A 13,745-nucleotide genomic window follows, 5' to 3' on the forward strand; every position below is an offset into this window, starting at 1 on the left:
CATATCCCGCCCTCACTGCGCGAGCCCGATATGTCACCCGGAACCTGCACCCTCGCCCCTTTCCTCCGCACCGTCCGAATACCCCACGCACAGTGTGAACAGCTTCTTCGACCACAGGTACCCGCCGAGGGCGGTGACAGCACACCAGCCCAGTGCGATCCAGGGGTTGTTGCCCAGCGGTTCGTCCATCAGCAGACCGCGCAGTGTTTCGATGATCGGGGTGAACGGCTGGTATTCGGCGAACCAGCGCAGTCCGGACGGCATCGATTCGACCGGAGCGAACCCGAGGAAGGGCAGCAGGAGCAGCGGCATGCCCACATTGCTCGCGGATTCGACGGTTTTGCTCGCCTGGCCCAGCGCCACGGCCAGCCAGACCAGCGCGAAGGTCACCACCAGCAGGAACCCGGCCGTGGCCAGCCATTCCACCGGGCTCGCGGTCGGCCGGAACCCGACCAGTAACGCCACCCCGAGCACCAGCACCAGGCTGATCATCGTCTGGATGACACTGCCCAGTACATGCCCGGTGAGTACGGAGACCCGGGCGATGTGCATGGTGCGGAACCGGGCGATCACACCTTCGGTCATATCCATAGCGACCGAGATCGCGGTGCCCTGCACCGCGGCGGTCACGGTCATCAGCAGAATCGCCGGAACGATGAAAGCCACGTACTCGGCGCGCCCACCGCTGGGCCCGCCGAGACCGGCACCCATCGTGCCGCCGAACACGTAGACGAACAGCAGCAAGAAGATCACCGGCATACCGACGAGCATCACGGTCATGGACGGGTAGCGCAGCATGTGTTCGAGGTTGCGGCGCAGCATCGTGGCCGAATCGCGCAGCGGGTAGAAGCGCAGCGGCGCGGTGGGAGTGGTGGTACTCATCGCGTGGTCACTTTCGCGTCGGAGGGGTTGCCGGTGAGGGCGAGGAAGACATCGTCGAGATCAGGGGTGTGCACGGAGAGTTCGTCGACCTCGACGGCCCGGTCCTCGAGCAGGTCGATCACGGTTTTCAGCGAACGCATACTGCCGTCGCTGGGGACCCGCACGGCCAGCGCGTCGCCGTCGCGGGTGGCGCGGCCCAGTACGCGCAGGGCCAGATCCAGGGCCTGCTCGTCGGCGAACCGCAGGCGTACGTGTCCGCCGGGGATCCGGCGTTTGAGCTCGTCGGCGGTGCCTTCGGCGACGATCCGGCCGTGGTCGAGGACCGCGATCCGGTCGGCCAGCTGGTCGGCTTCCTCCAGGTACTGCGTGGTGAGGAAGATGGTGACACCGCCGGACACCAGATCGCGGACGATCTGCCACATATTGCGGCGGCTGCGCGGATCCAGACCGGTGGTCGGCTCGTCGAGGAAGATCACCTGCGGGCTGCCGACCAGTGTCATCGCCAGGTCGAGCCGGCGGCGCATACCGCCGGAGTAGGTCGATGCCGGTTTCCGGGCCGCCTCGATCAGATCGAACTGTTCGAGCAGTTCGGCGGTGCGGCGGCGGGCGTCATCGCGGGTGAGGTGATGCAGATCCGCCATCAGCAGCAGGTTCTTCTCGCCGGTGAGCAGATTGTCCACCGCGGAGAACTGGCCGGTGACACCGATCGCGGCGCGTACCGCGTCCGGATCCCGGGTGAGATCGTGCCCGGCGACCCGGATCTCCCCTGAGTCGGCATTGATGAGTGTGGACAGGATCTGCACCGTGGTGGTCTTGCCCGCACCGTTCGCGCCGAGCAGCGAGAAGATGGTCCCGCGTTGAACACTCAGGTCGATGCCGTCGAGGACGGTCTTGTCGCCGAACGATTTCCGCAGTCCGGTCACGGCGATGGCCGCCCGGGGCGCTTCGATGGTCATGCTGTTCCTTTTTCCGGTGGTTGATCAGGAGCGCTGGATGGTGATGTCGCCGAAGGAAGTGCGGCCGCGCACCTCGACGGTTTCGTCGGATTTCTCGGGGCCGGTGGCGTCGGTCAGCAAGTTGCGCACGGTCCCGAATTTCGTATCGACCGAAACCCAGGCGGCCGTGCCCGCGGCGATGCCGACCTCCAGATCACCCATGGCGCTCTGGATATCGATCGCGCCGCGGACCACTTCGTCGAGCCGGATACTGCCGTTCGACGATTTCGCGTGGACATCGGCGCCGGCCCGTTCGATCCGGATATCGCCGTTGGCCGCGCGGACCCGGGCGGCGCCACCGACGGATCCGATGGCGGTCCGGCCGTTGGAGTTCTTCACCTCCGCGGTGCCCGCCACCGAACCGAGCTGCACTTTGCCCGAGCCGGTGGAGATCTCGGCATTGCCGCCGACCGCCTCGACGGCGACATGACCGGCCGAGGTCTTCACTCGCAGTGGGCCGGTGCGGTCGAGCCGGATGCTCCCGGCGGACGTTTCCAGCCCGCATTCGCCCAGCTGTCCGGTGCCGTGGATATCGCCGGCGTCGATATCGGCGGAAATATCCGAACCACTGGGCAGTTCGATATCCACATCGACCGATCGGGTCTTCTTGGAGAAGTCGATCCGCCGTTTCGGGCCGGTGACCCGCAGGACCCCGTTCGCGTATTCGACGCGCACCTGGGACGCCGCTTTCCGGTCGGAGTCGTCGGATTCGTCGGTCGGGCGGACCTCGACCGCCGTGTCGGTCCGGTCGCTCGCGGCGATTCGCACGTAACCGAAGCCGAGTTCCACGACGGCCGAAATCGGTGCGGGAGTGTCGTATTTTGGCATGGGGGTCTCCACATCATGGGTTGGTGAGCCGTTCCCGCAGGTCGGGACGGAAGGGAAAGTTGGTGACGGAAAAGCGTGTGGGCTAGCGCACCCAGCCGGTGAAGCCCTGTTTGAAGATGTTTCCGGCGCTACGGGGTTCGGGTCGCCGCTCGCGCTCGGTGCGTTGCAGAGCGGTGGCGGCCGCGCGGACGAGCCACGCGTTGACCGAACGTCCTTCCTTGGCCGCGGCCTCCTCGATCGCGGCCTTGAGCTGTTCGGGCATCCGCACATTGATCCGCGCGGCGGGCCCGTCCTCGGTGATCAAGGGATCGTTGTCCGCGCCGTCACCGTCGGTCGCGGTGTCCGCGCCGCGTTCGGCGGGCGGTGTGGTCACGACGAAGTCCGGATCGCGACCCCGCAGCCGCAGTTCCACGGATCCGGGAGCCAGGTCCACGGTGATCTCGTCGGCCGCGGCCGCCAGCGTCTCCAGCAGGGTCATCCGGATCGCCGACTCGAGCGAGCCGGAGAGCCGTTCGACCAGCTCACGAGCCTCGTCGCCGTTGGTTTCGGCGAGGGTGGCGAACTCTCGGCCGAGGTTGCTCACGTATGCGCTCAAGTCCATGGCACCACTATGGCACACACATGGCACACACGCAAGAGAATCTGGCTCAGATAGGTGCCACTATGGCATCAGATAATCGCGCACGCCTCGGCGCAGATTGTGAAAAATGGCCCTGAACTGCGATCGAGCGTCAGCCTTCCCCGGCACCGAGTTCGGCACAACAGTCGGCGAACTCTCGCACCACCGGGTCCGTATCCGACTCGGGCTTCCACACCACACCGACGCGGCTCGGCGCCACCCCGGTCACCGGGCGGTAGGTGATCCCGGGTCTGGCATAGAACCGGGCCGCCGATTCGGGCGCCAACGCCACTCCGTAACCGTTGGCGATGGCATTGAGCCAATCGTCGGGCTGATCGGTGACCGCGCCGATACGCGGTATCCGGCCGCCCCGTTCCCCGGCCGCGAGCCAGTAGTCACGCCACGCGCCGGTTTCCGCGGGCGCGGCGACGAACGGTTCGTCCAGTAGCTCCGCCAGGGCGATCACCTCGCGGTCCGCCAGCGGATGCGCGGCGGCCAGCGCCACCCAGCGTGCCTCGGCGAACAACTCCCGCACCCGCCATCGCTCCTGCCCGGGAAACGGGAGGCGGAGCAGCGCGATATCCACCTCACCGGCGGCGAGACCTCCGGTCGGATCCCCCCAGGACCCCTGCCGCATATCCACCCTCCAGCCGGGCCGGCGGCGGCCGAACGCGGCGATGATCCTCGGAGTGGCCTCGTTGGCGGCACTGGCGAGGAAGCCGACCCGCAGCACCCGCGCCGCCCGGCCCGCGGCCCGGCGGGTCTCCTGCACCGCGAGGTCCCATTCGGCGAGCACCGAATGCGTCCGCCCGGCCAGCGCCTCGCCCGCCGGAGTGAGTGCCATCCCGGTCCGGGAACGAACGAAGAGCTCGACACCGAGCAGGTTCTCCAACTGCCGGATCTGCTTGGTCAACGCCGGTTGCGATACATAGAGCCGGGCGGCGGCCCGGGTCAGCGTGCCTTCCGCCGCCACTGCGGCGAAGTAGCGGAGCAGCCGGATGTCCACATCCATTCCCACAGGTTATGGATGCAGGTATTGGCGGCTTTCTCCAGGGCCGGGAAAGGTGGATTCCACAGTCGGCACAGCCTTTGGACGCGGTGCCGCACGCATCTCGTTCGCTGTCGACCCTTCGACGGCACCATCCTCCGAAAGGAAGTTCAGCGGTGGATACCACCTACCTCGTCGTCGCGATCGCCACCGTGGTGGCCAATTCCGGTATCGCTCTCGCCGATTTCGCCCGCGCTGAGTTCGTACTGGCCAACTCCGCCGAGGTCGGGGTACCGCCCGGTTGGCTACCGTGGCTGGCCACGCTCAAGCTCGCCGGGGCGGCCGGCGTCGTGCTCGGAATCCTCGGCACGAAGCCACTGGGGTTCGCGGCGGCGGTGGCGCTGGTGCTGTTCTACGCGGGCGCGCTCATCACCCACCTGCGCGCGCACGTCTACTACAACATGGCCTTCCCGGGGGTCTACTTCGTCCTCGCCGTCGCCACTGCGGTTCTCACTGTCACCACCGCATGATCCGATCGGGCGCGCGTTCGCCCGGCGAGCGCACAGATCGTGTGCGCTCCGAATACTGTTGTGTGGCAGTTGGGTCGGAGACTTACCGAGATCCCACCGGCGGGAAGACGAGCCCGGAAGCGACGCGGTCACGGCATCCGGAATCCGGATGTGATCAGGTCACCAGATACAGACCGGTCCATACCGTGTGCAAGTCCGCCGGCCGCCGGGGCAGCGACCGCACGGTGACCGGGCCGGCCCCCGGACCAGGCCCTGGCACCCGGCCGACGCGGGTGTCGAACTGCTCCGCCAGATATCTGTCCGTCGCCGGATGCGTCTCGATCGGCAGTCTTCCGGTGCGCGCCCGGTACCCGCCGCTCAGGTCACGCGAGGTGGCCTCGACCCGGTTCCCCAGATTGTTCTGGGTGAGCTCGGAGGATCCGGTGGTGGAGGGTGTGCGTCTCGCCTTCCCTTCAGCCGAGCCGGACTTCGCCGTAGCGAACATACGCGGGCCGAGCCGGTTCGGCACTCGGTTCGAGTCGGCGGCGCGGAGCAGAGCGGTCGAATCATTGCGCGTATCGGACCGTTCCGGCTACCCGAGCCCGGTCGAACGACCCGCCGCCCGACTGTTCAACGACAGAAGTCATTGACATTTTTTATTGACATTTTTCAGTGAGTACCTTCTGATGGAACGTGTGAACGCGCCGACGGAGAAGCCACGGGGCCGCGAGGCCCAACGCCTGGAGACTCGCAGACGAGTCTTCGACGCCGCCGTCGCGGAGTTCCGGCGCACCGGGACCGCCGGTGCCGACGTCGGCGCCATCATCGAGGCAGCCGGTGTCGCGCGCGGAACTTTCTACTTCCACTTCCCGAGCAAAGAGCACGTGCTGCTGGAACTGGAGCGGCGCGAGGAAACCCGGGTGGCCGCGGAGTTCGCTCGTTTCGTGGCGGCGCCGCACGATCTGCCGGGCGCGCTGGCGAAAGCGGTCCGGCTGGTGTTGTCGGTCGAACGCCGGGTCGGCGCGATCCTGTTCAAAGATGTACTCGGCCTGCATTTCACCCCGACCCGCCCGCCGGACGACGAATGGACCGACCATCCGCTGATCGTGCAGGTGGTCCAGGAGATCGAACGCGCCCGCGAAGCAGGCGAAGCGGCCACCGAAGTCGATCCCTTCCACAGCGCGGTCTTCTTCCTGCTCGGGCTCTACGCCCTGCTGACCACCACCAGCGATTCCAAGGCGGTACGCGCCGCCATGCTCGACAACTACGTCACCACCGCTCTTCGCGGTATGGAGCCCCGGTGAATCCGCGACCGCGGCTCGTCCCGGCACCCACGGGAACCGACCACAGGAGGTCACTATGTGGCAGGACATCGTTCGGCTGATCGTCGGCTGGGGCGCGATGGGGGCCGTGATCGGCTTCTGGTATTGGGTCATGCGCAATATCGGGACCTTCTGAGCGGCGGGGACCGTCATGGACATCGGCCGTTCCGGTTCCGCGGCGACGGTGGAGCGCAGTTGCGCGGTGACCGCCGTCGCGTTCTCGGACCGGCGGCGCCGGGGCGCCCGCCTGATCACCGGGGAGCGGCGGAGCTTCGGCTTGAACCCCGGGCGCACCGTGGTGCACGTTCCGTACCCGCCGCCGACGGACTGGACCAGGCGGACCCTCACTTGCGGAGTCGCCCTGCAGTGCGCACCGTCGAAGGACCGTATCGCCAAGTATCGGCTGGACGAGCTGTCGCCCCGCGAACTGGCGGGCCTGACGGTGGTGGAGGGCGCGGTGGCGCTGGGCTGGATCACGGGCAGATTCCCCGGACTGATCCCCGAACTACGACGCATCCTGCCGGAGCTCGAACCCGCCGACCCGGACCTCGACGGCGCCGAGATCCTCGCGCGCGCTGTCGATCTGGCCCGGTCCGTACGGCATCCGGATCCCCATCCGCTTCTGGGGCATCCGCCGCTGACGCAGGCCGGACGCGGTGCGCTGTCGACGGCGCTGCGGCGGATGTACGGGCGGATGCCCTGGACGACGCCGCGCGCCGATTCCTACCGGGCCATGTCGGTACCCGTCGGCGGTGCGGGCGGGGTACGCAACCCCAACCTGCCACCACCGAGCCGGCCCGAGGACGACGAGGTCGAGATCCGGCCGGATCAGCGCGCGGGCATCCCCTATCCCGAATGGAATCTGTGGACGAGACGTTTCCTCCCGGATCACGTCGCGGTCCTGGAACTCCGGCAGCCGCGACAGGCCCATACCGCGGCACCCGCGGCGGTGGACGTGACCCGCTGGTTCCGCCGGCGCACCCAGCGCGCACCGACCGGCGGACTGGAAGACGGATCCGATCTCGATATCGACCGCTACATCGGCCACTACGTGGATCTGCGCACCGGCACCGCGACCCAGCCGCGGGTGTTCCGGGAGCTGCTGCCCAGCACCCGCGATGTGGCGACCGCGGTACTGCTGGACGGTAGTTCGTCGCTCGGCGCGCACCAGGGCCGCACCTTCGCCCTGGAACTGGCCTGCGCGGACGCGTTGTCCCATGCCATGGCCGCGGCGGCGGAGCAGCACGGGATCTTCGTGTTCACCGGTAATACCCGGCACCGGGTCGAGGTGCGCTGCCTGAAGGATTTCGACGATCCGCGTTTCGTCGACCCCGGCGGCCTGGGCCTGCGGACCGCGGGTTACACCCGGCTCGGGGCGCCGCTGCGTCATCTCACCGCCCGCCTGCTCGACCGGCCCGCCGGGCGGCGGCTGCTGATCGTGATCGGCGACGGACTCATCTCCGACGAAGGCTATGAGGGCCGGTACGCCTGGGCCGATGTCGCGCACGCGGTCGAGGAGGCCGAGGAGGCCGGGGTCGCGGTCTACTACCTCGGCGTCGGCCCCGCCCGGGTGGATCCGCTGCCGGTGGTGTTCGGGGAGCGGCGGTCCCGGCGCATCCACCGGGTCGAGGAACTGCCCCGGGTCCTCGCTCATGTCCACCGTGAACTGGTCGCCGCCTGACGGGCGTCGCCGGGCGGGGACCGTCCGCAGTCCGCGCGCGGCCGGAACGGATGCGGAGATACGCAGGACGGCCGATATCGAGAGGTCAGCATGAGCAGCGAATACCAGCCCGCCACCGGTAACGAGATCGCCCTGTTCGAACGGGCGTTCCGGCGCCGGATCCCGGTGATGCTCACCGGCCCGACCGGGTGCGGGAAGACCCGTTTCGTCGAGCACATGGGCCGGCTGCTGGGCCGCCCGGTGGTCACGATCAGCTGTCATGACGATCTGACCAGCTCCGATCTGGTCGGCCGGTTCCTGGTGACGGGCGGCGATGTGGTCTGGAACGACGGCCCGCTCACCCGGGCCGTCAAGGACGGCGCGATCTGCTACCTCGACGAGGTGGTCGAGGCACGGCACGATTCGCTGGCGATCCTGCATTCGCTCACCGACCATCGCCGCGAGCTCTACCTGGATCGCGCGGACGAGGTGGTCCGGGCGCCGGAGACGTTCATGCTGGTCTGCTCCTACAACCCGGCCTACCGCAGTTCGCTCAAGGAACTGAAACCGTCTTTCCGGCAGCGCTTCGTGACCCTGACGATGGACTACCTCGACGCCGACAGCGAAGCCGGCGTGGTGGTCGCCGAGACCGGGGTCGACCCGGCGGTCGCCCGGCGGCTGGTCGGTTGTGCGCGCGTCATCCGCGAAGCCGACGAGGTGTTCCATTTCGAACCACCCTCCACCCGGGTCCTGGTGACCACCGCGCATCTCGTCGCCGCCGGAGCGGGCGAACGAGAGGCCGCCGAAGCATGCATCCTGGCGCCGCTGAGCAGTAACGGCGCGATCAACGAAGGTCTGCGCGAGATCGCGGCGGCCGCACTGGCCGCCGCGGACACCGCTTCCGCGCAGTAGGTCTAGAAGGAGGACCAACCCGTGAACGAACAGGATCGCCGGCGCCGCCGCGCACTGATCGCCGTCCAGATCTTCGCCTACGGATTCCTACTGGCGATGTTCCTCATCCAGTTGCACATGTACTCGGTCCGGGATTGGTAGGAACCGCCGTGAAACTCTCCGCTGTCTCGTTGCCGTGGCGCTCCGGCGCCCCGAAACCCGCCGACGCCTACGACGCCCATCACGACGAATCGCGCCGCGCCCAGCGGCGGGCCGACTGGTGGCTCACCGCCGGAACCCTGCTGATGGGGACGCTGGTCCTCGGTATCGTCGGCCTGCCGATCTTTCTGCGCGGTGTCTGGTTGCAGCGCAAAGCGCAGGAATCCGGGCTCTCGGTCCGGCCGATCATCGTCACCCTGATCGGCTACCTGGTGATCCTGGACGCCGCGCTGAACAGTCTGGGCTGGGCGCTGGACCTGATCGCCAACCACACCCTGATCAACCGGGTGATCCTCACCGCGTGGGGCAATTTCTTCGATGCCGGTTACTTCTGGCACTACAACGAACTGTGGATCGGCGGGGCCGGTGCGCCCGGTGAGAAGGGCTGGGAAGTGGCTCTCATGCTCACCGTGTTCCCGATGCGGATCGCCGCGGCGATCGCGTTCCTGCAGATGAAACGCTGGGGCCATCAGTGGATGATCGTCACCTGCTGGTTCGGGCTGGTGATCTGGATCGGTTACACGTTCAACATGACCATGTACGCCGATGTGCGCTACGACGGGGTCGTGCTGCCGGTGATCGGCTGGTGGCTCTACGACATCTTCTACATCACACCGTTCCTGGCGATTCCCTATCTGCACACCGTCAACCGCGAGATCTTCGCCGACTGAGAAGTGGCGGCATTCGAACAACTCTTCCGAAGGACCCCGCATGAGCAAGAACCCGACCCCCGCAGGAGATCCGGAGAACGATGAACTGCCGCTGGGCACCACCGCGCCGTACGCGCGGATGCACCGCTGGTTGCGCCGGGGTATTTTCGTCTGCTTGTTCGCGCTGGTGATCGAGGGCGCGTTCACGGTACCGGCGCTGGCGCTCTGGTACGGCTGGCCGACCCTGTCGTTCACCGAGATCTGCAGTGAACTGATGAAGGTCAGGTATTCCGACGACACGCTCGAATGCGAGCATCCGTATCCGCTGTCGGGTCCGCCCTTCGGCGGCCCGCCCGAGGCCGCCGGTCAGCGGACGGCGCAGGACGAATGGAGTATCCAGCCGAAACCCGGATGGGACCGGATCGGTTTCCGGGAACTGGTCCGGATCCACGACGACCGGGTGGCCCGGCAGTCCGCCCAGACGCCACCGCCTCGGTGACGCTCCCCCACCCACCCGGGGTGCCGGCGCCTCGGGTGGGTGGAGGCACGGCCGCGGTTGTCCGGTAGCGGCTTCCGGAATCGGTGAGCGGAACGTAATCCACTCGTGCCGTCGCGTCATCCACACGAAACCTGCACCTCGTAGCTTTTGGATACGAGCTTGGATCCGAACTCGGATACAAGCCGGAGGGCTTCACACGAGGAGAACGTATGGTTCCGCCTACCGCACCCGGTATCCATATCGCCGGTCTCAGCAAGAAATTCACGGCGGGACGACGCGAGATCACCGCACTCGACGGCGTCGATATCCGGTCCGGTGCGGGCGAGTTCGTCACCTTGCTCGGACCTTCGGGATGTGGGAAGAGCACGGTGCTGCGGATCCTGGCCGGGCTGGAACCGCAGACCGCGGGCGAGGTCCTGGTCCACGGCGAAACACCCCGGGAGATGCGCCGCCACGATCACCTGGGAATCGCGTTCCAGGAGGCCGCGCTCCTGCCGTGGCGCACGGTGCGCACCAATATCCGGCTGCCGCTGGAAGTTTCCGGTAAGCGGGTCGGTGACAACGCGATCCAGGAATTGATCGATCTCGTCGGGCTCACCGGCTTCGAGAACGCGCGGCCCGCGCAACTGTCCGGCGGAATGCGCCAGCGCGTCGCGATCGCCCGGGCCCTGGTGGTCGAACCGCGGGTCCTGCTGCTCGACGAACCGTTCGGCGCCCTCGACGATATGACCCGGCAGAACCTCAATATCGAGCTGTTGCGCATCTGGACCGAACGCCCCGCGACGACGCTGATGGTGACGCACGGGATCGCCGAGGCAGTGTTCCTGTCGGACACCGTGGTGGTGATGAGCCCGCGACCGGGACGCGTACAGAAGGTGGTCGATATTGATCTCCCCCGGCCGCGTACCCCGGAGATGATGCGGACCAGCGCCTTCCACGACTATGTCGACCTGCTCTCCTCGGTGCTGTTCGGCAACGCGCCGGTCGCCTCGGGGGTCGGGGCGTGAACGATCGCAGATATCTGGCGGCCGGCGGATCGCTGCTGGTCCTCCTACTCTGGCAACTCGTCGGCGCGACCGGTGTCCTCGGTCCGGCCATCGCGGCACCGGTGCAGATCGTCGAGGGCCTGCTGGCCGACGGCGCGGACTTCTACGCCCTGCACCTACCGGTCACCCTGGCTTCGGCGGCGGCAGGGTTCTGCTGGGGCAATCTGGCCGCGATCGGCTGCGCCGCACTGGTACTCACCGTGCCCGCGGTCGAGAAACTGGTCCTGCAGGTGGGCATAGCCTCGGCCTGTGTACCGCTGATCGCCATCGCGCCCATTCTGGCGGCCTGTTTCAACGGGCCGGTGACCTCGGCGATCATGGCCGCGGTGTCGGTCTTCTTCACCACCCTGGTCGGCACACTCAACGGGCTCCGACACGCCGACCCGGTCGGCGAGGACCTGGTCCGGGCCTACGGCGGCGGGCGCTATCTGGTGTTGCGCAAAGTGCAGTTGCTCTATGCGCTGCCCAGCATCATCACCGCGCTGAAGATCGCCGTCCCGGCCGCCCTGCTCGGCACCATCATCGGCGAGTTCATGGGCCAGGAGCGGGGATTGGGCGCCGCGCTGGTGGTCGCGCAGCAGTCCAGCGATGTCGTCCGCACCTGGGGAATCACCCTCGTGTGCTGTGTTCTCGCGGCCGGGTGTTTCCTGGTCGTCGCCACCGTCGAACGGTTCGCCACACCGTGGGCGGCGAGCACCACCGCGGAGGTGCGCGGATGAGTATCACGATCCCGGCCGGCAGTCCGCTGGTTCGCAGTGCGGCCCGGACGGTCGCCACCGTGCTCGGCGCGGTCGTCGCCATCGTCGGAGTCTGGACGCTCTTCCTGCGGATGGTGCCGGTGAGCCCGTTCGTCGCCAAATCACCCGGCGACGTGCTGGATTACCTGTTCACCGCCCCGGAGGCCGCGGCCAACCGGGCGGCGATCGGCGCCGACCTGCTGCGTACCCTGGCCGACGCGTCCTACGGCTACCTGCTCGGACTCGCCCTGGCCGGTGCAGTTTCGCTGCTCTTCTATTTCTCCCGCGCCGTCGAGACCATGTTCGGCCCGACCGTGACCGCCGTACACGCGATTCCGATGGTGACCGTCGCACCCATCCTGGTGCTGGTCTTCGGTCGCGGCGCCCTCGCCACCGCCGTCATCGGCGCGGCCGTGGTGGTGGTTCCGGCACTGCTGACCATGCTGCACGGTATCCGCTCGGCACCGCGCGCCGACCTCGATATGCTCACCGCCTTCGGCGGGACCCGGCTGGATGTGTTCCGCAAGATCGCGCTGCCGCACGCGGTACCGACCTGGTTCGCCGCGGCCAGAGTCGCCGTGACGACCTCCGTCGTCGGCGCGCTACTGGCCGAATGGCTGGCCACCGGCGAGGGCCTGGGTGGGCAGATGCTGCGCGCCGCCAACGAATTCCAGTTCGACCGCCTCTGGGCCTCGGTCGTCGTGCTCACCGTCGTCTGCGTCGCCGTGTACCAGGTCGTCGCATTCGCCGAAGACCTGGTGACGGCCCGGATGAGCGAACCCCGCTGACCTTCCGCACTCTTGCCCACCATCGATCGGAGTATCCCCATGCCCGCACCATTGGACCGCCGCAAGTTCCTGACCCGCAGCCTGGCGGTCGGCGGTATCGCGCTGGCCGGTTCGGCCGCGCTCACCGCCTGCGTCTCCGGTGCGGCGAGTACCGGATCCGGCGACGGATTCGGCGTCGCTTCCCAGCGGCTGGCCTGGATCAAGAACACGCAGTTCGCGGGGAGTTATCTCGCCGACCGCAACGGCTACTACACCGAGGCCGGATTCACCGGATCCGATCTGGTGTCGGGCGGTCCCACCGCGCCGCCCATCGAATCCGACGTACTCACCCGCACTTTCGCCGGTGTCTCCCAGGTTCCCATCACCGGTTCGGCTGTCGCGAAGGGCGCGCCGCTGAAGATCATCGGCGCGGTGTACCAGCGGTACGCGGGGTGCATCATGTCGATGGGTTCGAAACCGATCACCGGACCGCAGGACCTCTACGGCAAGACCATCGGTTGCGCCTCGTCGAGCGAACCCGTGTGGCGCAATTTCCTCGCCGCGCTGAAACTCGACGAGTCCCGGATCACCACCGTGCCCGTCCAGGGCGATCCGATCGGTATGACGGCCGGCGAGATCGACGGCTACCTGGGGTTCATCAACAGCCAGGTCGTGGATCTGCGGCACAAGGGTTTCGATATCCGCGCGACCCTGCTGGCCGATATGGGGTTTCCGCTGGTCGGACAGACCTACATCACCACCCAGGACAATCTCGACAACAATCGCGAGAAGGTGAAGGCATTCCTGAAGGCGGAGATCCGCGGCTGGAAGGACGTGCTCGCCGACCCCCGGCTCGCCACCGACATCACCGTCGACGACTACGGGCGCACCCTGGAACTCAACCGTGCCAGCACCCTCGACTGCTGTCTCGCGGGCAACGATCTCATCCGCAACGGAGATCCGCACCAGCAGATCATCGCCATCTCCGACGAGGCCGCCGAGGCGAATATCGCGGCCATCTCGGCAGGTGGGCTGAAGCTCGGCGTGAACCAGCTGTTCGATCTGGGCCCGATCCGCGAGGTGTTCGCAGAAAACCCCGACCTCGCCCTCGCCTGACCCCTACCAGCTTCCGA

General features: G+C 67.5%; 15 protein-coding genes. 10 read left to right on the forward strand and 5 right to left on the reverse strand.

Going from position 1 to position 13,745, the window contains the following annotated elements:
• Positions 1 to 33: 33 nt before the first annotated feature.
• From ACWCPQ_RS20935 to ACWCPQ_RS20955, 5 genes are all read right to left on the reverse strand, one after another.
• Positions 34 to 882, reverse strand: coding sequence for an ABC transporter permease (locus ACWCPQ_RS20935; protein ID WP_449901268.1), 849 nt, complete (start codon positions 880 to 882; stop codon positions 34 to 36).
• Entirely contained in the window at positions 879 to 1,838 is a 960-nt protein-coding gene (locus tag ACWCPQ_RS20940) for an ATP-binding cassette domain-containing protein (RefSeq protein WP_449901270.1), read from the reverse strand. Before ACWCPQ_RS20940 ends, ACWCPQ_RS20935 begins: the two co-directional genes overlap by 4 nt.
• Positions 1,839 to 1,862: 24 nt before the next feature.
• On the reverse strand, positions 1,863 to 2,705 hold the full coding sequence (locus ACWCPQ_RS20945) for a DUF4097 family beta strand repeat-containing protein (RefSeq protein ID WP_449901272.1): 843 nt from the start codon (positions 2,703 to 2,705) through the stop codon (positions 1,863 to 1,865).
• An 82-nt stretch (positions 2,706 to 2,787) separates the two neighbouring features.
• Positions 2,788 to 3,306, reverse strand: a complete 519-nt coding sequence (locus ACWCPQ_RS20950; RefSeq protein WP_449901274.1) for a ribbon-helix-helix protein, CopG family — start codon at positions 3,304 to 3,306, stop codon at positions 2,788 to 2,790.
• A 130-nt stretch (positions 3,307 to 3,436) separates the two neighbouring features.
• Positions 3,437 to 4,336, reverse strand: coding sequence for a LysR family transcriptional regulator (locus tag ACWCPQ_RS20955; RefSeq protein ID WP_449901277.1), 900 nt, complete (start codon positions 4,334 to 4,336; stop codon positions 3,437 to 3,439).
• Positions 4,337 to 4,488: 152 nt separating this feature from the next.
• On the opposite strand from ACWCPQ_RS20955, the gene ACWCPQ_RS20960 reads away from it, so the two are divergent.
• From ACWCPQ_RS20960 to ACWCPQ_RS21005, 10 genes are all read left to right on the forward strand, one after another.
• Positions 4,489 to 4,842, forward strand: a complete 354-nt coding sequence (locus ACWCPQ_RS20960) for a DoxX family protein (RefSeq protein WP_449901279.1) — start codon at positions 4,489 to 4,491, stop codon at positions 4,840 to 4,842.
• Between the two features lie 665 nt (positions 4,843 to 5,507).
• Positions 5,508 to 6,125, forward strand: a complete 618-nt coding sequence (locus tag ACWCPQ_RS20965) for a TetR/AcrR family transcriptional regulator (protein WP_449901281.1) — start codon at positions 5,508 to 5,510, stop codon at positions 6,123 to 6,125.
• A gap of 169 nt (positions 6,126 to 6,294) precedes the next feature.
• Positions 6,295 to 7,824: a MorD protein gene (locus ACWCPQ_RS20970; protein ID WP_449901284.1), complete on the forward strand. Its 1,530-nt coding sequence runs from the start codon at positions 6,295 to 6,297 to the stop codon at positions 7,822 to 7,824.
• Positions 7,825 to 7,914: 90 nt separating this feature from the next.
• Positions 7,915 to 8,715: an AAA family ATPase gene (locus ACWCPQ_RS20975; protein WP_449901286.1), complete on the forward strand. Its 801-nt coding sequence runs from the start codon at positions 7,915 to 7,917 to the stop codon at positions 8,713 to 8,715.
• Positions 8,716 to 8,885: 170 nt separating this feature from the next.
• Entirely contained in the window at positions 8,886 to 9,584 is a 699-nt protein-coding gene (locus tag ACWCPQ_RS20980; RefSeq protein WP_449901593.1) for a hypothetical protein, read from the forward strand.
• A gap of 40 nt (positions 9,585 to 9,624) precedes the next feature.
• On the forward strand, positions 9,625 to 10,062 hold the full coding sequence (locus tag ACWCPQ_RS20985; protein WP_449901289.1) for a hypothetical protein: 438 nt from the start codon (positions 9,625 to 9,627) through the stop codon (positions 10,060 to 10,062).
• A gap of 209 nt (positions 10,063 to 10,271) precedes the next feature.
• On the forward strand, positions 10,272 to 11,069 hold the full coding sequence (locus ACWCPQ_RS20990) for an ABC transporter ATP-binding protein (protein ID WP_449901291.1): 798 nt from the start codon (positions 10,272 to 10,274) through the stop codon (positions 11,067 to 11,069).
• Positions 11,066 to 11,827: an ABC transporter permease gene (locus tag ACWCPQ_RS20995; protein WP_449901293.1), complete on the forward strand. Its 762-nt coding sequence runs from the start codon at positions 11,066 to 11,068 to the stop codon at positions 11,825 to 11,827. Before ACWCPQ_RS20990 ends, ACWCPQ_RS20995 begins: the two co-directional genes overlap by 4 nt.
• The gene (locus ACWCPQ_RS21000; RefSeq protein ID WP_449901295.1) at positions 11,824 to 12,633 is read left to right on the forward strand and encodes an ABC transporter permease; all 810 of its coding nucleotides are present in this window, start codon (positions 11,824 to 11,826) and stop codon (positions 12,631 to 12,633) included. Before ACWCPQ_RS20995 ends, ACWCPQ_RS21000 begins: the two co-directional genes overlap by 4 nt.
• A 39-nt stretch (positions 12,634 to 12,672) precedes the next feature.
• A complete protein-coding gene (locus ACWCPQ_RS21005; RefSeq protein ID WP_449901299.1) occupies positions 12,673 to 13,728 on the forward strand; it encodes an ABC transporter substrate-binding protein in 1,056 nt (351 codons plus the stop codon).
• Positions 13,729 to 13,745 lie beyond the last annotated feature (17 nt).

The organism is Nocardia sp. NPDC001965 (assembly GCF_053594175.1).

Coding starts and splice junctions, on each gene's coding strand:
- ACWCPQ_RS20935 (WP_449901268.1), bottom strand. CDS start 882: ATGAGTACCACCACTCCCACCGCGCCGCTGCGCTTCTACCCGCTGCGC.
- ACWCPQ_RS20940 (WP_449901270.1), bottom strand. CDS start 1,838: ATGACCATCGAAGCGCCCCGGGCGGCCATCGCCGTGACCGGACTGCGG.
- ACWCPQ_RS20945 (WP_449901272.1), bottom strand. CDS start 2,705: ATGCCAAAATACGACACTCCCGCACCGATTTCGGCCGTCGTGGAACTC.
- ACWCPQ_RS20950 (WP_449901274.1), bottom strand. CDS start 3,306: ATGGACTTGAGCGCATACGTGAGCAACCTCGGCCGAGAGTTCGCCACC.
- ACWCPQ_RS20955 (WP_449901277.1), bottom strand. CDS start 4,336: ATGGATGTGGACATCCGGCTGCTCCGCTACTTCGCCGCAGTGGCGGCG.
- ACWCPQ_RS20965 (WP_449901281.1), top strand. CDS start 5,508: ATGGAACGTGTGAACGCGCCGACGGAGAAGCCACGGGGCCGCGAGGCC.
- ACWCPQ_RS20970 (WP_449901284.1), top strand. CDS start 6,295: ATGGACATCGGCCGTTCCGGTTCCGCGGCGACGGTGGAGCGCAGTTGC.
- ACWCPQ_RS20975 (WP_449901286.1), top strand. CDS start 7,915: ATGAGCAGCGAATACCAGCCCGCCACCGGTAACGAGATCGCCCTGTTC.
- ACWCPQ_RS20985 (WP_449901289.1), top strand. CDS start 9,625: ATGAGCAAGAACCCGACCCCCGCAGGAGATCCGGAGAACGATGAACTG.
- ACWCPQ_RS20990 (WP_449901291.1), top strand. CDS start 10,272: ATGGTTCCGCCTACCGCACCCGGTATCCATATCGCCGGTCTCAGCAAG.
- ACWCPQ_RS21000 (WP_449901295.1), top strand. CDS start 11,824: ATGAGTATCACGATCCCGGCCGGCAGTCCGCTGGTTCGCAGTGCGGCC.
- ACWCPQ_RS21005 (WP_449901299.1), top strand. CDS start 12,673: ATGCCCGCACCATTGGACCGCCGCAAGTTCCTGACCCGCAGCCTGGCG.